Origin of the sequence: Brevibacillus brevis (genome assembly GCF_031583145.1) — a bacterium.
Classification (GTDB): Bacteria; Bacillota; Bacilli; order Brevibacillales; family Brevibacillaceae; genus Brevibacillus; species Brevibacillus brevis_E.
Window position 1 is genome coordinate 5,005,829 of record NZ_CP134050.1, and the last position, 24,074, is coordinate 5,029,902.

Annotated in this window: 20 protein-coding genes, 1 pseudogene and 1 riboswitch; of the genes and pseudogenes, 2 read left to right on the forward strand and 19 right to left on the reverse strand. The window is 54.5% G+C overall.

Annotated elements, in window-relative coordinates; genetic code table 11:
- Window positions 1-287 precede the first annotated feature (287 nt).
- The 11 genes from RGB73_RS24840 to RGB73_RS24890 all read right to left on the reverse strand — a co-directional run bounded on the left by RGB73_RS24840 (window position 288) and on the right by RGB73_RS24890 (window position 11,390).
- Window positions 288-1,376 (reverse strand): phage baseplate protein, encoded by a 1,089-nt coding sequence (locus tag RGB73_RS24840; RefSeq protein WP_310765557.1) that lies wholly within the window; start codon window positions 1,374-1,376, stop codon window positions 288-290.
- Between the two features lie 127 nt (window positions 1,377-1,503).
- Window positions 1,504-2,268: a glycerophosphodiester phosphodiesterase family protein gene (locus RGB73_RS24845; RefSeq protein ID WP_310765559.1), complete on the reverse strand. Its 765-nt coding sequence runs from the start codon at window positions 2,266-2,268 to the stop codon at window positions 1,504-1,506.
- A gap of 16 nt (window positions 2,269-2,284) precedes the next feature.
- Window positions 2,285-3,592 (reverse strand): ABC transporter substrate-binding protein, encoded by a 1,308-nt coding sequence (locus RGB73_RS24850; protein ID WP_310765561.1) that lies wholly within the window; start codon window positions 3,590-3,592, stop codon window positions 2,285-2,287.
- An 18-nt stretch (window positions 3,593-3,610) separates the two neighbouring features.
- On the reverse strand, window positions 3,611-4,378 hold the full coding sequence (locus RGB73_RS24855) for a carbohydrate ABC transporter permease (protein WP_396136234.1): 768 nt from the start codon (window positions 4,376-4,378) through the stop codon (window positions 3,611-3,613).
- 134 nt (window positions 4,379-4,512) lie between these two features.
- A complete protein-coding gene (locus RGB73_RS24860; protein ID WP_310765563.1) occupies window positions 4,513-5,391 on the reverse strand; it encodes a carbohydrate ABC transporter permease in 879 nt (292 codons plus the stop codon).
- Window positions 5,384-6,436 (reverse strand): ABC transporter ATP-binding protein, encoded by a 1,053-nt coding sequence (locus tag RGB73_RS24865; RefSeq protein WP_310765566.1) that lies wholly within the window; start codon window positions 6,434-6,436, stop codon window positions 5,384-5,386. The genes RGB73_RS24860 and RGB73_RS24865 overlap by 8 nt, the downstream gene beginning before the upstream one ends.
- Before the next feature lie 282 nt (window positions 6,437-6,718).
- Window positions 6,719-7,813 (reverse strand): zinc-binding dehydrogenase, encoded by a 1,095-nt coding sequence (locus tag RGB73_RS24870; RefSeq protein ID WP_310765568.1) that lies wholly within the window; start codon window positions 7,811-7,813, stop codon window positions 6,719-6,721.
- 76 nt (window positions 7,814-7,889) lie between these two features.
- Window positions 7,890-8,651 (reverse strand): DeoR/GlpR family DNA-binding transcription regulator, encoded by a 762-nt coding sequence (locus RGB73_RS24875; RefSeq protein WP_310765570.1) that lies wholly within the window; start codon window positions 8,649-8,651, stop codon window positions 7,890-7,892.
- 222 nt (window positions 8,652-8,873) lie between these two features.
- Window positions 8,874-9,686, reverse strand: a complete 813-nt coding sequence (locus RGB73_RS24880) for a DUF4367 domain-containing protein (protein WP_310765572.1) — start codon at window positions 9,684-9,686, stop codon at window positions 8,874-8,876.
- Window positions 9,687-9,768: 82 nt separating this feature from the next.
- Window positions 9,769-10,362 (reverse strand): RNA polymerase sigma factor, encoded by a 594-nt coding sequence (locus tag RGB73_RS24885; RefSeq protein ID WP_310765574.1) that lies wholly within the window; start codon window positions 10,360-10,362, stop codon window positions 9,769-9,771.
- A 335-nt stretch (window positions 10,363-10,697) separates the two neighbouring features.
- The gene (locus RGB73_RS24890) at window positions 10,698-11,390 is read right to left on the reverse strand and encodes a GntR family transcriptional regulator (protein ID WP_310765577.1); all 693 of its coding nucleotides are present in this window, start codon (window positions 11,388-11,390) and stop codon (window positions 10,698-10,700) included.
- Window positions 11,391-11,646: 256 nt separating this feature from the next.
- Between RGB73_RS24890 and dpaL the strand changes: the two genes are divergently transcribed.
- Together dpaL and RGB73_RS24900 are read left to right on the forward strand one after the other, a co-directional pair.
- On the forward strand, window positions 11,647-12,873 hold the full coding sequence (dpaL, locus tag RGB73_RS24895; RefSeq protein ID WP_310765579.1) for a diaminopropionate ammonia-lyase: 1,227 nt from the start codon (window positions 11,647-11,649) through the stop codon (window positions 12,871-12,873).
- Between the two features lie 50 nt (window positions 12,874-12,923).
- The gene (locus RGB73_RS24900) at window positions 12,924-14,174 is read left to right on the forward strand and encodes a Zn-dependent hydrolase (RefSeq protein WP_310765582.1); all 1,251 of its coding nucleotides are present in this window, start codon (window positions 12,924-12,926) and stop codon (window positions 14,172-14,174) included.
- A 61-nt stretch (window positions 14,175-14,235) separates the two neighbouring features.
- Here RGB73_RS24900 and RGB73_RS24905 read toward each other — a convergent pair whose 3' ends face one another.
- The 8 genes and pseudogenes from RGB73_RS24905 to RGB73_RS24940 form a co-directional block, all read right to left on the reverse strand.
- On the reverse strand, window positions 14,236-14,886 hold the full coding sequence (locus tag RGB73_RS24905) for an ABC transporter permease (protein ID WP_310765584.1): 651 nt from the start codon (window positions 14,884-14,886) through the stop codon (window positions 14,236-14,238).
- 22 nt (window positions 14,887-14,908) lie between these two features.
- Window positions 14,909-15,808 (reverse strand): osmoprotectant ABC transporter substrate-binding protein, encoded by a 900-nt coding sequence (locus RGB73_RS24910; protein WP_310765587.1) that lies wholly within the window; start codon window positions 15,806-15,808, stop codon window positions 14,909-14,911.
- Window positions 15,809-15,835: 27 nt separating this feature from the next.
- Entirely contained in the window at window positions 15,836-16,468 is a 633-nt protein-coding gene (locus RGB73_RS24915) for an ABC transporter permease (protein WP_310765589.1), read from the reverse strand.
- Window positions 16,469-16,551: 83 nt separating this feature from the next.
- Window positions 16,552-17,277: pseudogene (locus RGB73_RS24920) on the reverse strand (ABC transporter ATP-binding protein); the annotation flags it as partial.
- Window positions 17,278-17,490: 213 nt separating this feature from the next.
- Window positions 17,491-17,624, reverse strand: a riboswitch (cyclic di-AMP (ydaO/yuaA leader).
- A gap of 326 nt (window positions 17,625-17,950) precedes the next feature.
- Window positions 17,951-18,910 (reverse strand): glutaminase A, encoded by a 960-nt coding sequence (gene glsA, locus RGB73_RS24925; protein WP_310765591.1) that lies wholly within the window; start codon window positions 18,908-18,910, stop codon window positions 17,951-17,953.
- A 27-nt stretch (window positions 18,911-18,937) separates the two neighbouring features.
- Window positions 18,938-20,596 (reverse strand): acetolactate synthase large subunit, encoded by a 1,659-nt coding sequence (locus tag RGB73_RS24930; RefSeq protein ID WP_310765594.1) that lies wholly within the window; start codon window positions 20,594-20,596, stop codon window positions 18,938-18,940.
- 22 nt (window positions 20,597-20,618) lie between these two features.
- Window positions 20,619-22,043 (reverse strand): aldehyde dehydrogenase family protein, encoded by a 1,425-nt coding sequence (locus RGB73_RS24935; protein ID WP_310765597.1) that lies wholly within the window; start codon window positions 22,041-22,043, stop codon window positions 20,619-20,621.
- 230 nt (window positions 22,044-22,273) lie between these two features.
- Complete coding sequence (locus RGB73_RS24940) at window positions 22,274-24,007, reverse strand: methyl-accepting chemotaxis protein (RefSeq protein WP_310765600.1); 1,734 nt, start codon at window positions 24,005-24,007, stop codon at window positions 22,274-22,276.
- Window positions 24,008-24,074: the final 67 nt, after the last annotated feature.

Genomic DNA, 24,074 nt, shown 5'->3' on the forward strand with positions numbered 1-24,074 from the left:
TCTGTTATTCATAAAAAGTAGAGGGTATGGTAAAAATAACCAGTAAATTTGAGTGAATAAAAGGTAACTCCCTTTGAATTTGTTCTTTAATTTGTCTGTAATTCGTCTTATCGTAATACTAGGCACAAAACTCAAAATTGTCAATCTATAATAAATTTTCCATCTATTCTTCAAGCAGGATGGCAAGAAGCCGTTTTCTCTCCGATTGGATGAAGGAGAGAAAACGGCTCCGGGAAACGCTGTCCCTGTTATTCAGCCACCTCATGCCTCTGCATGGCCTCGCCCGCCTATTCGACCCGCTTTGCTTCGATCGCCTGCTGCGGCAGCAGACGGTCGATGGAGAAGACATTCGCCAACCGCAGAGGGGTAAAGCTCGAAGCAAAACCAAAGCAGAGCTCTGCTTTTTGCGGATGCTCGGGATCGGGGATGCGGATCGCCAGGCCCTCCGGCTCGCGGAAAGTCAGATCGTCTCCCGCCGTGATCAATTGCCTGTCCACCAAAACTCCCGTGCTTAGGCTGACAGCCGTGATGTACGTATTTCCCTTCGGTTCCACAGAACCGCCCGATCCGTAGGAGTTGCCATCCAAAAGGTACAAATAACCGCCGTAGGAGGCGAAGCCCTGGAACGTTCCGACCTCGGGCTGCGGCACATCCGCGATCGGCTCGTATTCGCCGCGCTTCACTTTATCCAGGTCGTACAGCCCGAAGTGGAAGGAGCCGTCCTGACGGTAGCGCATCGTCAAAAGACCGTTTGCCTGATCGATGTTCACTGTGGTCCTGTCCGCCCCTTGGATCAACCGATGCTTTTCCAGCTCCGGAGAATCCGGAGTCAAAATCTTTCCGTCTGAGAATGGAAACCGCGCGAGCTGCGTGCCCCACCCGCTGCTTCCTTCCTTGACGGCATCCGTCTCCGTCCACAAATAGGCCGTATCGCCGACCGGCTCTACTCCCATTTGCACGCCATGGCCGAATCCTTTCAGATACATATGGCCCAGTTTGTTTCCGTCCAGATCCAGCTGAGTCAATGTCAAATCGCCATTTTTATCCCGCTGGGCGCCTGCGACCGGCCCGCTTTCTCCTGGAAGCTGCTGTCCCCCAGCCATCAGCTGCAGTACGTAGATCCGGTCATTCACGTCGTCGACAGCGAATGACTGCATGACGGTCCCGTTTTGCAGCTCTGCCTCCTTGACGAGCTGCGTGGTAGGGGCGGACAGGTCGAACACCTTCGATTTCAACGGTGATTTTTCCGCATGTGCGATCGGCGCTGCCGGCGCGAGCAGGCTTGCAAGAGCCAAGCCTGTCGCCAGCATCGCGATTCCCGCTCCGCGGATCGTCCTTCGGAATCGGTTTTCCTTTCGAATGATTAGACTCACCATGCTCCCTCCCATCGTTTTCTCCATGCGGATGGTTCCGCCCTTGCTCGATTCGCTTCAGCTCTTTCATGACGTGGCCATCTGTTCCAAACGCTTGATAAAAGCGGACATACAGGCGGTTCTTTGTCAATCACGCACGGCTCATGCGCTCTCGCAACTTCAAGGCGGGAGCAATATCGTTCACCGTCATCAGCAAGGAACCGCAGCCCAAAGCGTAGTACACCTGCTGCTCTGCGTCTGGCGAATAGCACCAGGGAAGGATTCCTTGCTCCTCATACTGCCGTACCCGCTCGGGGGTCAGGAGCTTCATGCTGATGCCGACCGCCCACATTTTGGACAAAGTCCCGCCGGCTCCCGGCACGTAATTGGACATCAGCTCTTCGGGAAAGCCTTGCGTTTTGCATTGATACGTATCGAAAAGGTGAGCGATGACAGCGGCGTCAAAGCTGGTAAACACGCAGTTGGGAAGCAGCCCGTACTCCCGCAGGATCGAGACTGCAGCGTCAGCTACCTCGATGGCATCCGGACTCGGCTTGATTTCCACATTCAGCAAGGTATCCGGATAATCGGCCAGCAGCTCGCACAGCTCGGGCAAAGTAGGAATCTTCAGCCCCTCGTACGCTTTTTTGAACCATCCGCCGGCGTCGAGCTGCTTCAGCTCTGCCAGCGTATGGTCGCCTACCTTGCCCGTACCGTTCGTCGTACGGTCGACGGTCTCATCGTGAATGATCACGATCGCTTGGTCCTTGGAGAAGCGCAGATCGAATTCCAGCATGTCGGCTCCCTGCTCCAGGGCCCGCTCGAAGGCAAGCAGCGTGTTCTCGGGATAAGCAGACTTCCAGCCCCGGTGCGCGGCAACGGTAATGGTCTGCCTGTTCCGCAGTGTTTCTATCATGCTTCCTTCCCCTCCTTTACTCCTTCAGCAGACGCTCGGCTTCTTTCTTGAAGGTGTCCAGAGTCGGCTCGATCGGCTTGTTGTCGTACATGATCGCCTGGATCGCTTTGAAGAACTCCTGCATGATTTGCGGCCACGCCACATCCTTGTTCGTGTCCACCGCGTACTGCAGCTGGTCATATGCCACTTTGCGGTTGGGATCCTTCGCCCACAGGTCCTTGATCGCATCCGATTCGACCATCTTTTTGGTGAATGGCAAGTAACCTGAGTCGAGGATAAACTGCTGACCGCCATTCGGGTCGGTGTTCACCCATTGGATGAACTCCCAGGCCGCTTCCTTCTTGGTGGAATCCGCCAGCATCGCGATGTTTGCTCCGCCCGTCGGCGTGGCAAAGACTTCATCTTTCGGCAGGTAGGCGGTCACGTAATCGAATTTGGCGTTGTTTTTCACCGTTCCCATGACACCGGTCGACTGGAACATGATCCCGATCTTTTCACTGGTAAACATCTGGTTGACGATGTTGCCGGAGTCCTGGGCAGGCGGATAGTACAGGGCGCCCGAGCTCTGCAGGTCTTTCAAGTATTGGAACGTCTTCACCCCTTCGCCTTTGTCGAAGCCGATCGAGGTGCCTTCCTCGTTGAAAAACTTTCCGTTTGCCTGGCTGATCATCGCGATCGGGTACCAGGTGTCGTACGGCATGCTAAGGCCGTAGCGCTTGACTTCTCCGTTTTCTTTGACCACCAGCGCTTCCGCTACCTTCTTCAGGTCCTCCCACGTCTGCGGAATCGCCAAGCCCTTTTCATCCAGCATCGTCTTGTTGATGTGCATGATGGGTGTCGAACGGTTGAACGGCAGCGACACGACCTTGCCGTCGAACACAGAGTGTCCCATCAGCCCCTCTGGAAAGTCGTCCTTGCTCACGTTGGACTTCTCCATGAATGGCGTCATATCTTCCAGGACTTCCGCTTCGGCAAACATCTGGACGTAGGCCCGCTCCAGCATGGTGATGTCGGGCGCCGTTTTGGCCGCGATCGCCTGTTGCAGCTTGGTTACCGTCTCGTCATACGTCCCCTGGAACGTCCCGACGACCTCGACGTTCGGGTGCGAGTCATTGAAGCGCTTGATCATGGCATCGAGGTATTCGCCGTTTTTCCCTCCGAGGGAATGCCAGAATTGGAGCGTGGTCTTGCCTGCCGGGCTAGCTGTCTGCTGACCGGAAGACGCCGGTTCGGTGGATTGCTGCCCGCCACCCGAGCATCCCGCGAGTGCGCCGGAGATGACGGTGGTGGCTGCCAGTACGATAGCCGATAATTTCTTGTTCATGGAAGTTCCTCCCATCTCTTATTTAATGCCGGAATAGGTGAATGCCTTGACGATCTGTCTGGAAGCGAACAGGTACACGATCAGGATCGGGACGACCAGGACCACGTTGCCCGCCATGATGATGTGCCAATTGCTGATGCCCTCCGTCTCGCGGAGCATGGCGATTCCCATCGTGAGCGGCCGGACCGCCTCGGAGTCGGTCATGACCAGCGGCCAAAAATAGTCGTTCCAATGGCTGACAAAGCTGAACAGCGCGACCGTGGAAATGGCCGGCATGGACATCGGGATCATGATTTTCCCAATAATTTTGAACTCGCTCGCGTTGTCCAACCGGGCTGATTCGATGATCTCCTGCGGGATTTGCATGAAATACTGCCGGAGGAGAAAGATCCCGAACGCATTGGACATGAACGGCAGGATCTGCGGCCACAGCGACTTGATCAGTCCCGCATCCGCCAGCATCAGATAGACCGGGATAAAGGTCACTTGTCCGGGGATCATGAACGCAAGCAGCACCATCCCAAACAGAATTCCTTTTCCGAAAAATTTGTACTGCGCAAAGGCGTAGGCAGCCGGAATCATGACCATAAGCTGCAGCAGGATGATCGAGAATGTGACGATCACGGAGTTTTTGAAATAAGTCAGGAACGGTCCCGAGCTCATCGCCTCCACAAAGTTGCTCCACTGCGGGGAAGCCGGGATCCAGGTAGGCGGAAACCGCATCGTTTCCTCAAAGGTCTGAAGCGAGGTGGAGATCATCCACAGGAACGGGAAAACAAACCCCATGAGCGCGACCGCTTTGAAAAACGCGTTCCACGCCTTCCCGCCCCTCCCTGCTCCCGTCCGCATCTTGCCTGGCTTCTTTTCTCGTTGCGACAGCACCGGTGAGGCACCTCCTTTTCTGGTCGGATCGGGGACGATTATTGGTAGTGAACCTTGTTTGCCAGCATCCGGAAGTAAATGAAGGTGAGCACCGTAATAATCGCCATCAAGACTACCCCCGTGGCGGAAGCATAGCCGATGCTGGTCGTCCGAAATTCATAAATGTAGTAAACGAGCGTGGTCGTCGAGCCGTTGGGCCCCCCGCCCGTCATGATCTTGACGGTATCGAACACTTTGAACGAGCCGATCGTCATGATGACGAGGATGAAAAAGAGCTGAGGGGAAATCATCGGCAGCGTGATCTTGTAAAACACTTTGAATTTGCTCGCATTATCAAGAGCGGCAGCTTCGTAGATCGTCTGCGGGATGTTTTTCAATGCCGCTACGATGAGCAGGGAGTAGTAGCCGACGTTTTGCCACACCGAGACGATGATGACGGAAAGCAGCGAGGTGCTCGAGCTTTGCAGCCAGGGAAGGGCAGGCAAGCCAACCGCCTTCAGGGCGTAATTGAGCAGCCCGTAATTGGGCTCCATCATCCACATCCACACGAGCGCAATGGAGACGATCGAGATGATGTGCGGCGTAAAAATGCCGGCCTGCACAATCGCATGGAAGCGCGAATTCTGATTCAGCCACAGTGCAATCGCCAGCGACAAAATCATCGTGATGGCGACCACCCCAACCGTGTACAGAACGGTAGTGGTCAATGCGTTGTAAAAATCGCCGCGGGTGAAAATCTCCGAGTAATTGGCAGCACCGATGAATTTGCTTTTATCCTTGTTCAGCAGGTTGTACTTGAACAGACTCAGCTTGATCAAATAAAAGATGGGGTACACGACAAACAGCAGGATGCCGACCATGGCCGGCAGGACCAGGGCGTACGGGCGGGCTTTTTGCCAAACTCTCGTCCTATTCATGCCGCATTCCTCGCAGGATGCTCATGTATTCTTGGCAGCGCGCGTCTTCCTGCGGAATGCACCGCTCGTCCGGGCCAAAAAAGAAGAGCTTGGAGCCCTCGACACCCAGAAACACTTCCTGATCGACGGCTAGCCGGTCATCCGTGCATTTGATCATGAACGAGTGACGCCCCGCCTTGACCTGATAAATGGTCTCGGAGCCGAGCATCTCCCGCGTCACGATCATACCTCGAACGGAAAAGGGCAGATCCTGCCTCTCTGTCGACAAGATGCCGTTCTCCGGCCGAAAGCCGAATCTGGCCCCGTCATGCGCCAAATCCCCCACGTTCATCGGAGGCACACCGATAAACTGGGCCGCGAACAAATTGCTCGGCTGGCGGTAGATCACCTCGGGAGCGGCTTCCTGCTGAATGCGTCCCTGATTCATCAGGACGATCGTATCCGCCATCGACATCGCTTCCACCTGATCGTGCGTGACATAGACGAAGGTAGTTCCCAGCTTTTTATGTAGTTCGATCAGCTCGATGCGCATTTGTGCGCGAAGCTTGGCGTCCAAATTGGAGAGCGGCTCATCCATGAGAAAGACAGACGGTTTTTTGACCATCGCCCGGGCGAGAGCCACCCGCTGTCTTTGCCCACCCGAGAGCATCGCAGGCTTGCGGTCCAGGTAAGGGGTCAAGCCGACTGTCTCGCTGATGCTCTCTACCAGCCGTTTTCTCTCCTCTTTGCCCACCTTGTTGTTCTTCAAGCCGAATTCGATGTTCTCGCGCACCGTCATCGTCGGGTACAAGGCGTAGTTTTGAAACACCATGGCTACGCCTCGCTGGCCCGGCGGTACATCCGTGACGTCCTCCCCTCCGATGAGCACATTCCCGGAGGTCTGTCTGTCCAGCCCGGCGATCATCCGCAGCAGCGTCGTTTTGCCGCAGCCCGACGGTCCGACCAGCACGGTAAACTTCCCATCCTCGATCTTCAGATTCAGATCCTTGATCACGACATTTTTGTCAAAAGCCTGCGTCACATTCACAAACTCAATAGCTGCCAATCGTACTCCTCCCCCTTCTGCACTCCCTGTTCCTCTCGCCTACTTGGGAGAAGCAGTTTCGCTTGATAATGTTCATTTATGCTCATTTATATTATAAAATAGCTTTTTTCTGAAAATATGAAGCTCATTTTAAGAAATCGTAAACTTGAATGATGGCGCTTTCATTTTTGGGGAACCGGATATGGAGCGAAGGAGCTTGCCGCATCCTCTGCCCCTCCCTCCATACCGCTCTTTCCTTGCCGAGAGATTTTCGTCTATAATTCTTGGTAGACCTTCACTGCGTCACCAGTGAAAGTCGAGATAGGTTTTTTTCCATGCTCGGTGCGCCAAGGCGGATTCCATAGCGGAAGCGAAGTCTTCTGCCTTGGCCACCACTGTATAAGTATCTGGAATCAAGCGCCTCAGCGTCTCCTGACAGTCCTTTTCCTCCATGACGCGAAGCACCGCTTCGAAGTCCGGGATGGAGCTTCGGCTGCTGCCGTAGATCGTGAGTCCCTTCTCCAGCACGTCCCGCGTATTGATGGGGACGAGATCCTCGCTGACGCCCATCGCGATGAGATGCCCCCCTGCGGCGAGCAGATCGATTCCTTGATTGATCGCGCTCTGGCTAAATGCCCCTCCTGTGCACTCCACGACGATGTCTGCCTTGTCTCCCGATTGGAAGTCGTACTCCTGCACCATCTTCGTTTTGGCAAAGGTAAACTGCCCCAGCTTTTCCCGAATCGCGCCGAAAACCGTCAATCGCTCCGGCTCGACACGGAAGGCATGATGCAGCATGGCTGCCGTCAAATACCCGACGGGCCCGTCGCCAAATACGGCGACTCTGGCAGTGGCAAGCCTGTCTTTCACCGGTCTGAGCGCCCGGTACGATACGCTGCACAGCTCGGTCAGCACGGCGATGTCGTCCGGGATGGAATCCGGGATCGGAATGGCGCATGCCTCGGGAATGACCAGACGGCTCTGTGCGATTCCATCCGTCCCGCTGCCCAGAAACTTGCTGTGGGAGCAGTAGTTGTCCGCGATTTCCCCCCTGCACGCCGGACAGCATTGCGCGGGGTCGAGAGCCTCCAGCAAAAAGCCTGCCAAGTAAGGAACGATCACAACTTTCTGACTACGGGAGAGCTTTGTCTTCTTCCCTCCCACGACTTTTCCGATGCCTTCGTGCAGCAGTGCCATCGGCAGTTTTTTGGCCAGTACTTCCGGTTTCCGGGTCCCTCCGAAATAGCGCAGATCGGCATGGCAAATGCTGGCGAGAGTCGGCTCTACTACGACATAGCCTTCGGGCACGCTGCGCAGGACATCCTCCTCCAGCACCATGTGGGGCTTCGTCAGGCGCAGCGTTCGCGAATGTACTGATTCTGTTGTTGTGGCGCCCACCAACAGAACACCTCCATCTGAAATATCTATGATTTTGAATCCCGGGTCTCTCGAGATCACCGGAAGGATTCAACACTCATACGGTAATGACGTTGATGCCCGCATCCTGAAAAGGCTTGATGTCGTAATCCGGCACTTCCTTGCCCGTGATCAGCGTGTGGATCGCGCTGTTGGGGGCGACCTCGTAGAGGGAAAGCTTGCCGATCTTCGTGTCGTCCGCAACGACGATGACTTCCTGGGAAGCGGCGATCATCCCCTGTTTGGCCAGTACGAGCTGCGCCTCTGGATGCATCAGTCCGTATTTGGGATGGATGGCAGGGGTGCCGATAAACGCCTTGGATACATGCAGAGAGCGAAGCACGTGATCCGTGAACATGCCATTGAGCATATAGCTGGATGGGTACAGCTCTCCGCCTGTGACCGTCACTTTGACCCCGGGAGCGTCCCTCAGCTCCGCCGCGACGTTGATATCGTTGGTCACGACCGTGAGATGGGAGCGGTTCACGAGATTTCTCGCGATGTGCAGCGTCGTCGTCCCCGAATCGATGATGATGTGATCCCCGTCCTCCACGAGACTCGCCGCCATTTTGCCTATGCGCATCTTCTGATCGAGCTGTACGTGGGTTCTTTCGTTGAAGGACGGCTCGTTGTGCGTCAGCTTCTCCACAATGACTCCGCCGTGCGTCCGTTTGAGCAAGCCTTCCTGCTCCACTTCCGCCAGATCCCTCCGAATGGTCGCCTCGTGCACGCCAAATTCCTTGGCCAGCACGGCGACCGACGCCGTCCGGTGCTGTCTCACATATTCAACGATCCGCAATTTTCTTTCAGCCGCCAACATTGCCCTCATCCTTTACACGTGAATAAGCGCGCAATTCACTTGTGTGTTCTTGCTCGTTTTGCGCACTTTTGCTCGTTCTTGCACTTTTAGATTACTTGGCAGATTTCCCCTTGTCAATATCGAACTTTGTCGCCGTATCCCCCCTCTACATTCCTCCCGCCAGCAAAAAAAAGCGAGCTTGTCACGCTCGCTTTCCCTTTCACACGCTCTTTGATTGCTCGATCAGTTCATATACGCTTCGGCCATCTTCATCAGTTCTTCTTTGCTGATCGGATTGGATGCTTCAATATGGTAGCGGATCGTTTGGTTCGTATTTGGCACGTTATATACCCATTGAATATTTTTCCCGGTACCAAAATCCGTGAAAATCATCTCCACCCCGTTTACTGTGAGCCTCTCCTCTTTGAAGTCCCATTCCTTGTGAACGATGAACGTTTCTTTGCCGCTTGTTCGGGACATCGAAACCCGGATTCTTTTCCCCTGCTTGATGTATGTGCTGTTGAGAATCCAGTGATCCTTGGACAGCTCTACGGGCATCATCGCATACTCTTTCTTCGTTTCCTCCGCCTGCTTTCGCAGCTTTTCCCCTATAGCGGCTTTCTCTTCCGGGCTCGGAGGATTCACTTCTGTAATCGGGGCAAAGGTCACGCTTGCACTTTCAAACTTGTACGTACCTTCCAGACTGTCGAGAATCTTCACCGATTGGTCCTTCATTTTCTTGCGAAGTGCCGACACATCGGTAAAGCTGATTCCCTTGCTCTTGGTGTAGGTCTTTCCGTCCGGAATGTCAGAGGCGACATAGAAGATAGCGGCGGTGCCTTCTTTCAGCAGCTCGTTGGCGTATCCTTCGCTTTTCAGGGAGCGCAATTGCTCTTCCTTCGAAGGCGGGGTATAGTTCGCTTCCTCCAGCGTCTTTTTCTCGTAGACGACCTCTCCCCGATTGTTTTTCAACGTCTGATAGTGAACCGCAGCGAAGGCGGTAGATACCGTCAAAACCATTCCCGCCGCTACCAAAATGCCCACTTTGTATTTCACAAAAAATCGCTCCTTTGTTTTCTGCTCCGCATGCAATTTCCTCATCACTTTTCCCGCCAAGTCTGCATCGGGAAGCCGTGGGTCATGAAAAAGTTTTCTCAAATCCTGATCCTTGTCCGATCCCATAAGGTCCCACTCCCTTTCCTTGCGTATAGTGCTTGCGGAATTTGGCAGCCGTACGTTCGTATTTTTTTCGAAGAGTGGCGCTGCTTTGATTCAGGATAAGGCTGATTTCCTGATAGCTCTTCTCCTCCACGCAGCGCAATAGGAGCAGGTTTCGTTCCTCCACCGTCAATTTTGCCATGGCCATATGGACGAACTCGTCAAAATAATGGGTTTCGATTTGCTGGTCGATGTGCTTGTTCTCTTTCTCATCCCGGTAAAAGAAGGGCAAGTATCTCGCCAGCTTTCGCCTGCGAATCACATCGATGCATTGATGGTAGGCAATCTTGTACAGCCAGGCGCCGAACGGAATCTCGCGGTTGTACTTCTCCAAATGGCGGTATGCCTTCAGGAACACTTCCTGCCCGCAGTCCTCCGCTTCGGAATCGTGACCCAGCATGTGATAACAGTAGAGGAAGATCGATTTCTGGTAGAAGTGCACGATCTTCTCGAATTTGTCGGTAGCCCCTTGCAATACTTCCGTAATGGTCTGATGGAGATCGATGTCAGCCAACCCTCCTCACCTCCTTTCACCCTACACAACGAATCAGGAACACCAGAATGTGACGCCCGTCAAAAAATCCTGCACACCAAGATTAGAAAACCTGGCTACGCCATGCCTTTTGGCGGAGCCGCGGTACCCAAAGGGCACAAGTCTCGCTCTCTCACTGTGTTCGAGTCTCGCTATGTTGCCCTTATACTGGATAGGAATTTTATAAATTCCTATCTGTATAAAGAAAAGGAGTGCGCAAAAAGCGCACTCCCAATCCGACTAGAGGGAAGGCTGCTCCGATGGTCCCTCAAACCGGAAAGCAGGGTGTTTGACTGGCGACTCTGCAGGATGATCGATTACTCGGGTGATGGGCTTTTGCTCTTGTCCGCCTCCAATGTGGATATCCGGCGTTGAAAGCTCTCCCGCCAATTGGCTTCCAGACTTTCGGCAACCGCCTCAAAGTTTTTATCTTTGAGTGCTTGAATGATCGCTTTATGTTCCTCCACCGATTGTTCGGCCCCTGCTATTCCATGGAAGTAGGTCACTTCGTAGCGTCGCAGCTTTTTCTTCAATCCGTCCAGCACATGAATCAGCTCTTCATTTTCCGATAAATCGATCATCACCTGATGGAAGCGGGCATCGTGGTGCTGGGCGCCAAGCGCATCCTCCTGTTGCAATGCCCGTTCCAATTCTTCATTGATGCTTTCCAATTCCTCGATATGCTCTTGCCTGACGTTCTCTTTGGCAAAGGAAACCGCGAGCTTCTCAAGCGTCCAGATGATCGGATACAGGCGATAGGCCTGATGAATATCCACGGGGGCTACCTGTGTCCAGCTGTTCGCTTTGCTCTGAATCATTCCCTCTTCTTCCAGTCTCAGCAAGGCTTCACGAATAGGCGTACGGCTTGCCCCCAACGCTTCTGCCAATTCCTGATCTTTTAGTCGGTCACCCGGCTTTAATACCCCGCTGATGATCCACTCCTGAATTTGCCTATATACTTGCTCGCGAATGGATGAGCGCTTCACTTTATTGACGTGCTCTGATAACAAATGCTACGCCTCCTCACTACTATCTGCATGTAATATATCACGTGCAATTTATAGGTTTCAATGCTGCCGTGAGCGCTCCTGCTTCTCTCGCAACCTGCTTGACACCGATTCAGTAGGGTGAGTAGAATGTAATATATCACATATCACCGATCAACTTTTCTAACGAAACCTGTTTTTCGAGGGTGGAGTCACTTCAGGAGGATAGCGATCGGGGTGATCGGTATTGCTATTCGAAATGAGAAACGGGGGGAACGAAATGGCAGACAGCGCTTCATTTACGTACATCGCGAATGCTCAGGCGCGCAAAATCGAGGCCGAGCACATATCCGTACCTTTTATGGACCAGGAAGTGATCGGGAAGGTCAGAAGCTTTCACAAGAGGTTTGCCGAATACCAGGTGACGCCACTGCATAGCCTGCAACAATTGTCCCGCAGGCTGAACGTTCAGAAAATATGGGTGAAAGACGAATCTCACAGATTTGGCCTGCATGCTTTTAAAGTATTGGGCGGCTCCTATGCGGTTGGAAAGTACGTGGCAAATAGGCTCGGCATCGATATTTCGGAGCTTTCCTTTGAGATGCTGAAGTCGAAGGATATGAAAGAACGGCTGGGCAATATCACGTTTGTCACTGCGACAGACGGCAACCACGGCAGGGGGATCGCCTGGGCCGCAAGCCAGCTGGGGCAAAAATCAGTCGTGTTTATGCCCAAAGGCTCTTCCGAGATCCGTTTGAACCATATTAAAAAAGAAGGCGCGACGGCTTCGATCACCGAGCTGAACTATGACGATACGGTCAGGTTGGCCAAGCAATACGCCGCCGAACATGACGGGGTGTTGATCCAGGACAGCGCATGGGAGGGTTATGAGGAGATCCCTACCTGGATTATGCAAGGTTATTCCACGCTCATCGACGAGGCGATGGAGCAGATCGAGAAAGCGGGAGATGAATGGCCGACGCATGTGTTTTTGCAAGCAGGCGTAGGTTCTTTTGCGGCCAGCATGCTCGGGTATCTCCTGTCGAGATTCGGCAAGAACAGGCCGATCACAGTCATCGTGGAACCGAATGAAGCCGCGTGTATCTACAAATCCGTTGCCATCAACGACGGAAAGCCTCATGCGGTAACCGGTTTTATGCCGACGATCATGGCTGGACTGGCCTGCGGAGAACCAAGCACAGTGGCATGGGGTCTGTTGCGTGATTATGCAGATATGTACATCTCTTGCCCGGACTATGTATCGGCAAAGGCCATGCGGATGCTTGGCAACCCATTGCCTGGAGATCCCCCTGTCATTGCCGGAGAGTCAGGGGCTGTCGGATTGGGTGTTCTCAGCTTGCTTCAGGAAGAACAAGCGTTTCATCCAATCGCCTCCCAGCTCCGGATTCACGCCGATTCACGGATTCTCTTCATTAATACAGAAGGCGACACGGATCCGGAAGGCTATCGAAAGATCGTATGGGACGGCATGTACCCGTCTTTTTAATCGGGATAGGAATGCCAAGTTGACATGAATTCGAAAAGGGGAAATGTTTCATGACGTACCATTCTTCCGGCATATCGATCGATGCTGTCCGATTGCTGAGCCGAATTGAGCAGCTTGGGCAAATAGGACGTGACGGCGAGGACAGGCTGGTCAGGCTGGCAGCATCGGACGCGGACAAGAGCGGCCGTGACGCGCTCGTCTCCTGGATGAAGGAGGCGGACTTGGAGGTAGCGGTAGATCGAATCGGCAACATTTTTGGCATCTGGCGCGCTTCATCTGCAGAAGATCAAGCGCCCATCATGATCGGATCGCACATCGATACGGTCATCGATGCGGGAGTGTACGACGGATGCTATGGTGTGCTCTCCGGGCTCGAGGTCATTCAGTCGTTGCGGTCAGCGGGCTTTGTCCCTTCTCGTCCGATTGTCGTCGCTGCGTTTACGAATGAAGAAGGGGTGCGCTACACACCCGACATGATGGGGTCGCTGGTGTATGCCGGCGGGCTGCCAGTTGAGGAAGCATTGGCTTCCGTCGGGACGGATGGCACCGTACTCGGCGAAGAATTGGCGCGGATCGGCTATGCCGGTTCGAAGGAGCCTGGCTTTTTGAAACCCCATGCCTATGTCGAGCTTCACATTGAACAAGGTCCTGTATTGGAAAAGGCAGGCGTTCAGGTAGGGGCCGTTGAGAACCTCCAGGGCATTTCGTGGCAGCGGATCACCATAGAAGGGGTCGCAAACCATGCCGGTACCACGCCTATGTCGCTGCGGGCAGATGCCGGATACGCAGCGTCACGCGTCATTTCCTTCCTGCGGGACCGGGCGGCGAGCTCACCGACACCTACCGTAGCAACGGTCGGTTGCATCAGCTTTGAGCCCAATGCGGTCAATATCATCCCTTCCCGCGCTGTATTTACCGTTGATCTGCGCGACCCCAACGAGGATCGCTTACAAGCTGAGGAAGCGGCTCTGGCGGACTTTCTCATCGAACTGGCTGCTGCCGAAAAAGTGACGATCGCCACCGAGCGCATGGCTCGCTTTACACCTGTCACATTCGACAGAGCGATTGTCAAGCTGGTGGAAGCCGCAGCCGAGCAGCGCGGATTGTCCTCAATGAGGATGACGTCCGGTGCCGGACATGACGCCCAGATGATCGCTCGCATCTGCCCGGCAGCGATGATTTTCGTACCGAGCATCGGGGGCATCAGCCACAACCCTCGCGAATTCACACCAGAAGCGGATCTGGTTGCCGGAGCGAATGTGCTGCTGGACGTGGTCAGCCAGCTGGCAAGCAAACAGTAAAAGTTGGTCGATTTGGCAAGCGAGGCAGCCCCTCTCGAAGAGGAAGCTGCCCCGCTTGTTTTTATTGCTCTTTCACGCTCTTTGCCTGAACGCGGAACGTCGCCTTTTTCTCGACCTTCCCGATCAGCATGTCGACCGCGATCACCAGAATCGCAGCCGGGATCGCACCCGCCAGGATCTTCTGGTCATCCGTCGTGGAAATGCCTCGCATGATCATCTCCCCAAGTCCGCCCGCGCCGACGAACGTCGCGATGGTAGCGGACCCTACGGCCACGACTGCCGCGATACGGATGCCCGCCAGGATGATCGGCATGGCCAGCGGAAATTTCACCTGGGTCAGCAGCTGCAGCGGCGTCATCCCCATGCCGGCTCCCGCCTCGATCATGCTTTTGTCCACGTTTTCCAGACCGGCGTACGTATTTTGGACGATCGGCAGCAGGGAGTAGAGCGCGAGCGCGACGATGGCGGTGCTATACCCCAGTCCCAAAAAGATCATGATGATCAGCAGCAGGGAAATCGACGGAATGGTCTGGATGATGTTGATGACCGACTGGATCGCCACCGCGATTTTGCGGTTGCGGGTCATCCATACCGCCAGCGGGATGCCGACCGCGATCGAGATGAGAATGGCGCTCGCGCTCATGTAGAGATGCTCCCCGGTCAGCTCCACGATTTGCCCCCAGTACCTTGTCAGAAATTCGATGGCATTCACCGTATCAGCCTCCCTTTCTGCTCTATTCTTTGATCAGGCCTTGCTCCTTCAAAAACGTCCGGGCGACTTCTTCCGGATCGCGCTTCTCGATATCTACCTGATAATTCAACGCCGTCATCGTCGCCGTATCGATCCGGTTCGTCAGCTTGCCGATCAGCTCCGTCAGCTGCGGATGCTGCTTCAGCGTATCGTTGCGGACGACCGGAGAAGCTCCGTACGGCGGGAAGAACTTCTTGTCGTCCTGAAGCGTGACGAGGTTGTATTCCTTCAGGCGAGAGTCCGTGGAGTAGGCGAGGACGATATCCACCTCCCCGTTTGCGACCGCCTTGTAGACGAGTCCGATGTCCATGGGCGTCGTTTTGCCAAAGGAGAAGCCGTACGCCTGCTTGAAGGCTTCGTACCCGTCATTCGGCCGCTCCAGCCAGCCGGAATCGGTGCCCAGGTGCAGCTGGTCCGCCACTTTCGCCAGGTCGGAGATTTTTTGCAGATGATATTTCTCCGCCACTTCCTTGCGTACCGTAAAAATGTACGTATTATCAAAGCCGTAAGACGGGAACCATTCCTGGTCAAACTTTTCGGCCACGCCCTTTTTCACCAGCTCAAAGGCTTCCTTGGGGTCCTTGCTGAATTCCTTCAGTCCTAGACTGCTCGTCAGATCCGTACCGACGTAGCGCACCGCGGAGATTTGAATGTCGCCGCTCTCCATCGCCTTGAGCACGACAGGCGTCGCCCCCAGCCCCCCCACCAGCTGTGTCTTGAGGTCGGAATTGCCTTCGATCACCTGCTTTAGCATCTGGGCCAAAATCGTCTGCTCCGTCGTCGGCTGATGCCCGATCTTGACGACATCACCCGAGCCGCAGCCAGCTGCGATGACGACCGCGAACACCGCCATGACCAGCACACGCATCCATCTGATTTTCATCTCGATTTCCCCCTTGGTCCGCACGCTCTATCTCAGCCCTTTCGGCGTGCATATCGCTTGAATTTTCCGTGTGACAAAGTCGGCAATCGTCGCCAGCATTGCGGTTGCAAGCGCTCCTGCGAGCAGCATGCTGTCGTTTGCAACCCCAAGTCCGGTAAACACCAGATAGCCGAGTCCTCCTCCGATCACTGCAGCGAGCGTCGCCCAGCTGATGGTATAGATCGTCGCCGTCCGAAAGCCTCCCAAAATAATCGAGAGGGCAAGCGGCAGCTCGACCTTGAATAAAATTTGCCAGCCGGTCATCCCCATTCCTCTCGCCGCTTCTTTCAGGGCCGGGTCCACCTCCCTGATTCCCGTATACGTATTGCGCAGCATGGGCAGCAGCGAGTAGAGGAACAAAGCTGCAATGGCGGGCACCGCGCCGATCCCCAAAAGCGGAATCATCAGACCGAGCAGAGCCAGGCTGGGGATCGTCTGCAAAATATTGACAAAGCCGATGACATACCGGTTGATTTTTTCCGTCCGGGTCAATAGGATACCGAGCGGAACCGCAATCAAAAAGCCGGCCGCCACCGCGAGTACGGAAATGTACGTATGCTGCCAGAGCAAGGACAGAAGCTGCTCCCTTCTTTCACTTACAAACTGAATAAACTCGTTCATACGCCGCTCACTCCCTGGTTCGGAAGCGCACTGCCGGGAAAGCGCCGTTTCTTGGGCGATGCCGCATGCAGCTCCTGTACGCGGCGAAGCCGTCTGACCCCAATGAAGTCGATGACGAACTGGTTGGCCGGACGCTGCAGCAGCCTTTCCGGCGTGTCGAGCTGTACGACCGCGCCATCGTTCATCAGGCAGATGCGATCCGCGATCTTGATCGCTTCGTCCATGTCGTGCGTCACAAATACGATTGTCTTGCGGATCTCCTTTTGCAGCCGAACGAACTCATCCTGCAGCTGCTCCCGGCTGATCGGGTCCAACGCGCTGAACGGCTCATCCATCAAAATGATCGGCGGGTCTGCGGCCATCGCGCGAATGACACCCACTCGCTGCTGCTGTCCCCCGCTCAGCTCCGACGGGTAGCGGTTTTTGAACACCTTGGGATCCAGCCCCACCATATCCAGCAGTTCGTCGACCTTCTTTTCGTAGCTCGCGCGGTCCATCTTTTTCAGCTTGGGTACCAGCGCGACGTTTTGCCCGATCGTCATGTGCGGAAACAGCGCGATCTGCTGAATGACATACCCGATGCTGCGCCTCAGTTCCACGGGATCCGCCAGGGAAATGTCCTGCCCGTCGATTTCAATCCTCCCTGAGGTAGGCTCGATCAGACGGTTGATCATTTTCATGGTCGTCGTCTTCCCGCAGCCGCTCGGCCCGATCAGGACGAACAGCTCGCCGGGCTGGATCTGCAAATCGAGATTCCGGATGATCGGCACCTCATTGATCGTCTTTTCTACGTGGTGAAAGGAAATCATACACACCCGCTCCTTCCCGAAAGTGGTTTTATGGAAAGAAAAAAGCCGACACACCGCTGCTGCCGGGAGGGCCCTTCCCGACAAAAGCAGATGAGTCGACTACTCTCTCACATACAACAGATGACCAAACAAGCTTGACGGCTGCCAGGCCCATGCCGCGGGATGCTGCATCAGCCGTTTGCACTCCATGCAAGCGGAAAAAAGGATCTTGTATGCTTGTTCTGCTTTAGCCGACGAGGTTAGCTGACGGGTAGGATGGCAGTTTGCATCCCTTCTGCTTGCACAGAATTAACCCCAAAAATGGTTCCCCCGCTTTCGTCCGAGACGAAACTAGGCCCGTTATGAAATTGTTAACATAACAAGGTAACAATAAAAGGTTACCATAATGCACCTGTACACTCAATTTCGAAAATTCGACGTATTCTCGTCTCTCGGATTGTCAGAGTCAGTTAACCGTAATCACCATCCCGATGCTCCTGTATTCGGCTCGTTCCTTTTTTATCCATACCCGTTGTGCAGCGATCCGGTAAACAAATGCTCCATTTTGCATACATTTATGAAAAAATGGTTGTCCCCGCGGTTATGGAAACCGGATCGGTGACAACCATTTGTCTCTACGTTACACATTGGCATGCGGCTAGTGGCGGTTCAAGAATCACCCGGAGCAGCGTCCTCAGGGGATGATCCGCCGCTCTTCCCTTTCCGAAAACAGATGCAATCCAAATGTCTTGGACAAATCCTCCAACACCCTGATTCCAGCCACACTGTTTCCTTTGTCATCGATCGCGGGACCAATGACCCCGATGCCCATGCGGTTCGGCACCACGGCCATGATTCCGCCGCTGACGCCGCTTTTGGCGGGAATGCCCACATGGATGGCAAATTCACCGGAAGCATTATACATGCCGGATGTCACCATAATCGTCAGGAGAATCTGTACCAAGCAAGGATCAATCTGCAGGGAATCGCTTCCCTCCATACGCCCCCAATTGGCCAGATACAACCCGATTTTCGCCAGATCGCTGCACCGTACCTCGATGGAACAAAGTCGAAAGTACAGATCGAGCGCCTCTTCTACATCGCTTTCAATAATGCCGGTGCTTTTCATAAAGTAAGCGAGTGCGCGGTTTCGATCTCCTGTCGCCTTCTCCGATTGGTACGTCTGTTCACTCAGGGAAATGCCGTTGTTCCCGGTCATCATTCGAATCAACCCGCACACGCGCTGAAATCGCTCTTCTACATTCCTGCCGGAAATCATGGAGGCAACGGCGATCGCTCCGGCGTTTATCATTGGGTTTAGAGGCTTGTGATGGTTCATTGTTTCCAATTTGATGATCGAGTTGAACGGGTCTCCACTCGGTTCCATGCCGACCTTGGCAAATACCTTCTCAGGTCCATGGTCCAACAGGGCAACCAGCAGGCTGATCACTTTCGAGATGCTTTGCAAGGTAAACGTCGTATCGCAATCTCCCACGGAAGCGATGCCCGTGTCCTTTGCGGCGACTGTAAGGCCAAGGGCGGCGGGATTCGCGCGTCGCAGCTCCGGAATATAATCGGCGACCTTACCCATTGCCGTGTACTTGCGGTTTTCATCCAGGATGCGCTGAAGCGTCTGTTTGTCTGCTTGTCTCATTTCTGCTTTTTCCTTCCGCCGGCTTCCCTACAGCCTGCAAACCATCTTCCCCAAGTGCTGGCTCAGCTTCAGGTTTTCCTCGGCATCCACGGGAATTTCCACGAGAACGATCTCTTTCATGCTCAGCGCTTTTTGCAGGGCCGCCTCCAGCTCCGTGACGTGGTTGACACGTATGCCGGTGATGCCAAAGCTTTCGGCGAAACGGACGAAATCCGGGTTCGCAAATTCTACCCCGTAGCTTGCGTCAAAACGATTTTTCAGCTTCCAATCAATCAACCCGTACTTTGAGTCATTCAGGAGAAGGATGGTGAATGCGACGCCCAGACGTTTGGCTGTCTCCACTTCCACTCCATTCATCAGGAAACCGCCGTCACCCGTAATGCAGATGACCGGATCGTCGGGACAGGCCAGCTTCGCGCCGATCGCTCCCGGTACGGCGATCCCCATGGTGGCAAAGCCATTCGAGATGACTACGCGGTTCGGGAGCTTGGGCTGGTAATTCCTTGCGATCCAAAGCTTATGGGCGCCTACATCGGATATCACAATGGTGTTGTCTGTGGCGATTTTGGCGACCTCATCCAGAATGGTCTTTGGCTTGATCCTTGCTCCCCCGCTGGCCGAAGGGGATGCTTCCTCTTTATGGATGTGTGTCAGCTCCTGCACGAGTTTTTGGTGAAGCTCGCCGCCAGGCATCCACTCTTTTGTTCCTTTGAGATGTGCCGTCAGATATGTCAAAGCGGCTGGGATATCTCCGACCAACTCGGCCGCGACCGGGTAATGCTCGTCTACCTCGGCGGGCAGCGTATCGATGTGGATGATCGGCTTGGGGTTGTTTTCATTCCAGTACATGGGCAAGTATTCCACAAAATCGTAGCCGATCGCGAGGATCAAATCCGCCTCATGAAGCCCGCACAGGACATAATCCTTCATTTGCAGCCCGACCGTGTACATGTTCAAAGGATGGTCGGGGGGCAACACTCCTTTTGCCATAAATGTATGAGTGACGGGAGCCTTCAACGCCTCGGCAAAAGCCTGCAATTCCTTGGATGCCTTTCGCCTTAGCACGCCATTGCCCGCAATGATGAACGGCTTTTGGCTTTTCTCGATCAGCTCCAACGCCTTTTTCATGCTCGTCTCACAGGGAACTGACACTGGCAGCGGCGTTTTCGGAAGCACTTTCGCCTCGATGTCGTCTGCTGCCATATCTTCAGGCAGCTCGATGTGTACGGCTCCCGGTTTCTCCAATTCCGCCAGCTTAAAAGCTTTCCGCACAATTTCCGGGATCGTCTGCGGCCGCTTGATCTGGATCGACCATTTCGTTACCGGCTCAAACATGGCGACTACGTCAATGTATTGGTGCGATTCTTTGTGCATCCGCTCCAACCCGGCTTGTCCGGTAATGGCAACCACGGGGGCATGGTCCAGGTTGGCGTCGCCTATGCCAGTCAGCAAATTGGTTGCCCCCGGCCCCAAGGTCGCCAGGCAAACACCGGCCTTCCCTGTCAATCTGCCGTAAACGTCTGCCATGAAGGCCGCCCCTTGCTCATGCCTGACTGCCACAAACTGAATTTGGTCAGAGGAAGCCAACGAATGGACCAGATCGATATTTTCTTCTCCAGGAATGCCAAAAATGTACTGTACACCTTCATTCTCCAGGCACTTGACCATCAAATCCGTAGCTTTCATCCTGTCACCCCCAAGAATGGATTTATCGCCAATGAATACTCACAAACTTTTCCTCCATCATTTCCGTTACGGCAAACTTGACGCCTTCTCTTCCCGTCCCGCTGTCTTTGATCCCGCCATACGGCATGTGGTCCAATCGGTAGGTAGGAATGTCATTGATCAGCACTCCACCTGTTTCAATCTCATGGACGCAGACAAATGCCCGATGGATGTCGCGGGTATACACGCCTGCATTCAGACCGTAGCGAGAATCATTGACCAGGCGGATGGCATCCTCCATGGATTCAAATGGCATTACGCTCACGATCGGACCGAAGACCTCTTCCTGGATGACTTTGGCCTGATGGGGGACAGCGGTCAATACGGCGGGTGTCATGACCGGCCCCTGCACTTCTCCCCCACACTCCACCTTTGCGCCCATTTGAACGGCTTCCTCGATCCAGCTTGCCAGACGCTCCAGCGAATCCTTGTTGATCACTGCCGTTACATCCGTCTTTTCATCGAAGGGGGAACCGATTACCAGCTGCTTGGTGCGAGCGACCAGCTTTTTCAGGAACGTTTCGTACAAGGAACGGTGCACGTAGATGCGCTGGATGGAAATACAGACTTGGCCGTTGTATGAAAACGCCCCTTCGACCACTCGATCCATTATGGCATCTGCATCAATTCCTTCATCGACGATCAAAGCGGAATTGGAGCCCAACTCCAATGTCACTTTGCGAAACTCGGCCAGCTTGCGAATTTCCTTTCCGACTCGGGGACTCCCTGTAAACGTAATGTTCTTCACGTATGGGTGCGTGTTCAAGACGGGCCCCAATTCCGGTCCGAGCCCGGGAATGATCTGCAGCACGCCGTCCGGCAATCCTGCCTCTTGAAAAAGCTCTGCGAGAAAAAGCGCGCTGAGCGGTGTTTTTTCGGCCGGCTTCAACACGATGGTATTTCCTGCTGCGATGGCCGGCCCCACTTTGTGGGCGACCAGATTAAAAGGAAAATTGAACGGAGTAATAGCCGAAACGACTCCCATTGGCACTCGCATCGTGAAACCGATGCGATTTTCTCCACCGACGGCTGCATCCATGGGGATCCGTTCCCCGTATATCCGCTTGGCTTCCTCCGCGGCGAATTGGTACGTCTGAATGGTTCTCACGATTTCCATGCGAGCTGCTTTGATCGGCTTGGCTGCCTCCGAGGCGATGATTCGGGCCGCTTCTTCTTTTCGCTGCTCCAATAAATGCACCGCGTTGGCGAGAATCTGCGCTCGTTCATAGGCGGGTCGATCTTTAAACGCTTGAAAGGCGGCATGGGCGCCCTCAATAGCTTTTTTTGCATCCTCTATTGTCGCTTGGGCAATATGAGCGAGGACCTCACCCGTATACGGGGAGTGCAACGGTTCGTACTTTTCGCCTTCCACCCACTTACCGTTGATCCACAGATGCCTTTTATCCATCTTTCCATCTCTCCTTTTCCTTCCGGGACGCCTCCCTTTCTCAAAGAGAGTCCATTTGAAGAGCCTCCCGAGTGCCGTTCGTGAACAATCGGAATTAGTGTTTCATATGAATCTGTTTTTATGTAGACCTTTCCAACTTGGGCCAGCAGAAAGCAGAAAAGACTGCCGCCTAGCAAAAAAGCACTTCCATGCCCTGCTTTTCGAGGGACACGGAAGTGCTTTTTTCGGTTCTATACGCGGAATCGCCCGATCATGCCTTGCAGCTCCTCCGCCATTTCGGACAAGGTCGTAGCCGATGCGGCGATTTCCTGCATGGCAGCCAGCTGTTCCTCGGCGGCTGCCGAGACGCTTTGTGTGCCATCCGCCGTCGTTCTGGTCACATCCGCAATCTGACCGATCGCTTCCACGACCTGCAAAGTGAAGGCCGACATTTCCTCTGCGGCAGCAGAAACGCTTTGGATTTGTCCGGATACATCAGCAATGGACGACTGGATCTGCCCGAACGTCTCCCCTGCATGATGGACGACCGTAATGCCGGCCTGAACTTCCCGGGTGCCGGTCTCCATCGACTCGACGGCAAGCCTCGTGTCTGCCTGGATCGTCCCGATGAGCTGCGCGATTTGCCCTGCGGATTGGGAAGACTGCTCGGCCAATTTCCGGACCTCGTCGGCAACCACCGCAAACCCTCTTCCCTTGTCTCCCGCCCGCGCCGCTTCGATCGCCGCATTCAACGCCAGCAGGTTGGTCTGTTCGGCGATCCCCGTGATGACTTCCACGATCTGGCCGATCGCCTCCGAATGGTTGCCCAATCCATCCACCACCCCGCTCAATTGACGCATCGTGTCGTGGATGGCGCTCATTTGACGGACGGCCGCCTGAACGGATTGGTTGCCTTCGCCCGCCACCCGAGAGACCTGGACGACCGTTTCGGAGACGCCCTTCACATTGCCGGCGATTTGCTGGATGCCCGCAGACAGGCTGTCCATGGAAGCCGAGCTGCGCTCCACGCTCTCTACCTGCCGATCGGTCCCCGTCGCCACCTCTTGGACGGTCACGGCGATCTGCTCGGTCGCTTGACTGGTCTGCTCGGAGCTGGCCATCAGCTGCTCGGCCGTAAACGCCACTTGCTTGGAGGTCGTTTTGACCTGGCCGATCACCTGCTGCAAATTGCTTGTCATTTCGTTGACGGAATCGCTGAGGTCTTTCAATTCGTCACGGTTTTTGACCGCGATCGGTTCCACTTGCAAATTTCCGTTCGCCACTTCCCTCACGTTTTTCACGATCCGCAAGATCGGCCCGCGCAAGCTGCGGGTCAGCCAAATAGCCACGACCAGGAATTCCAGGATCGATGCGACAAGCAGGATGGCGTTGTCCCGAATGCCGGTCTGATAGAGGCTCTCGCTCTCCTGAGAGGCGCGTGTCGTGCCGTCCCGATTGTACGCAATCATGGCGTTCGTGTACGTCGAGCGGTCGGCAAACAGCTCATCCTCTTTTTTCTTGGCCTCCTCCAGCTGCCGAAGGTCTTCTGCGGACACGCTTTGGGACAGATCCATCTTCTTCCCGAACGACACCATCGTTGGATTGAACTGCTTGTACGCCTCCACGGCGCTCTTCAAGCCCTCGAAGTTTTTCCGGTCTTCCTCTTCCCCTTCTGCCATGGTGGCTTGGTATGCAGCCAGCTTTTCCTCAATGACCGCAAACTGTTCATCGATCTGTCTGATGATGGCCGCCTTTTGCTGTGCGTCCATCGTGGTGAACAGGCTGCGGTCATACGCATAGACGCGCTGCAATGCCGTATCGATCTGCAGAATGGCCTCGAGCCTCGGTCTCCAGTCGTTGACGAGCTCGTCTACCTTATGATTGAACTTGTACAGCTTGTAAATCGAGAGGCCCCCCATAAACCCGAGAATGATCAAAGTCAGTGCGAAAACACTTGTCAATTTTTTGCCAATCGTCCATCTCATGCTTCTGCCCTCATTTTTCTATGAAAATAGGAAATCGCTCCTATCATGTATTACCCTGATCTGTCCT

Excerpts from the sequence above, each read along its gene's own strand:
- RGB73_RS24840 (WP_310765557.1), bottom strand. The coding sequence starts at position 1,376 with ATGGTGAGTCTAATCATTCGAAAGGAAAACCGATTCCGAAGGACGATC.
- RGB73_RS24845 (WP_310765559.1), bottom strand. The coding sequence starts at position 2,268 with ATGATAGAAACACTGCGGAACAGGCAGACCATTACCGTTGCCGCGCAC.
- RGB73_RS24850 (WP_310765561.1), bottom strand. The coding sequence starts at position 3,592 with ATGAACAAGAAATTATCGGCTATCGTACTGGCAGCCACCACCGTCATC.
- RGB73_RS24855 (WP_396136234.1), bottom strand. The coding sequence starts at position 4,378 with ATGGGGTTTGTTTTCCCGTTCCTGTGGATGATCTCCACCTCGCTTCAG.
- RGB73_RS24860 (WP_310765563.1), bottom strand. The coding sequence starts at position 5,391 with ATGAATAGGACGAGAGTTTGGCAAAAAGCCCGCCCGTACGCCCTGGTC.
- RGB73_RS24875 (WP_310765570.1), bottom strand. The coding sequence starts at position 8,651 with ATGTTGGCGGCTGAAAGAAAATTGCGGATCGTTGAATATGTGAGACAG.
- dpaL (WP_310765579.1), top strand. The coding sequence starts at position 11,647 with ATGGCAGACAGCGCTTCATTTACGTACATCGCGAATGCTCAGGCGCGC.
- RGB73_RS24900 (WP_310765582.1), top strand. The coding sequence starts at position 12,924 with ATGACGTACCATTCTTCCGGCATATCGATCGATGCTGTCCGATTGCTG.
- RGB73_RS24910 (WP_310765587.1), bottom strand. The coding sequence starts at position 15,808 with ATGAAAATCAGATGGATGCGTGTGCTGGTCATGGCGGTGTTCGCGGTC.
- RGB73_RS24915 (WP_310765589.1), bottom strand. The coding sequence starts at position 16,468 with ATGAACGAGTTTATTCAGTTTGTAAGTGAAAGAAGGGAGCAGCTTCTG.
- glsA (WP_310765591.1), bottom strand. The coding sequence starts at position 18,910 with ATGAGACAAGCAGACAAACAGACGCTTCAGCGCATCCTGGATGAAAAC.
- RGB73_RS24930 (WP_310765594.1), bottom strand. The coding sequence starts at position 20,596 with ATGAAAGCTACGGATTTGATGGTCAAGTGCCTGGAGAATGAAGGTGTA.
- RGB73_RS24935 (WP_310765597.1), bottom strand. The coding sequence starts at position 22,043 with ATGGATAAAAGGCATCTGTGGATCAACGGTAAGTGGGTGGAAGGCGAA.
- RGB73_RS24940 (WP_310765600.1), bottom strand. The coding sequence starts at position 24,007 with ATGAGATGGACGATTGGCAAAAAATTGACAAGTGTTTTCGCACTGACT.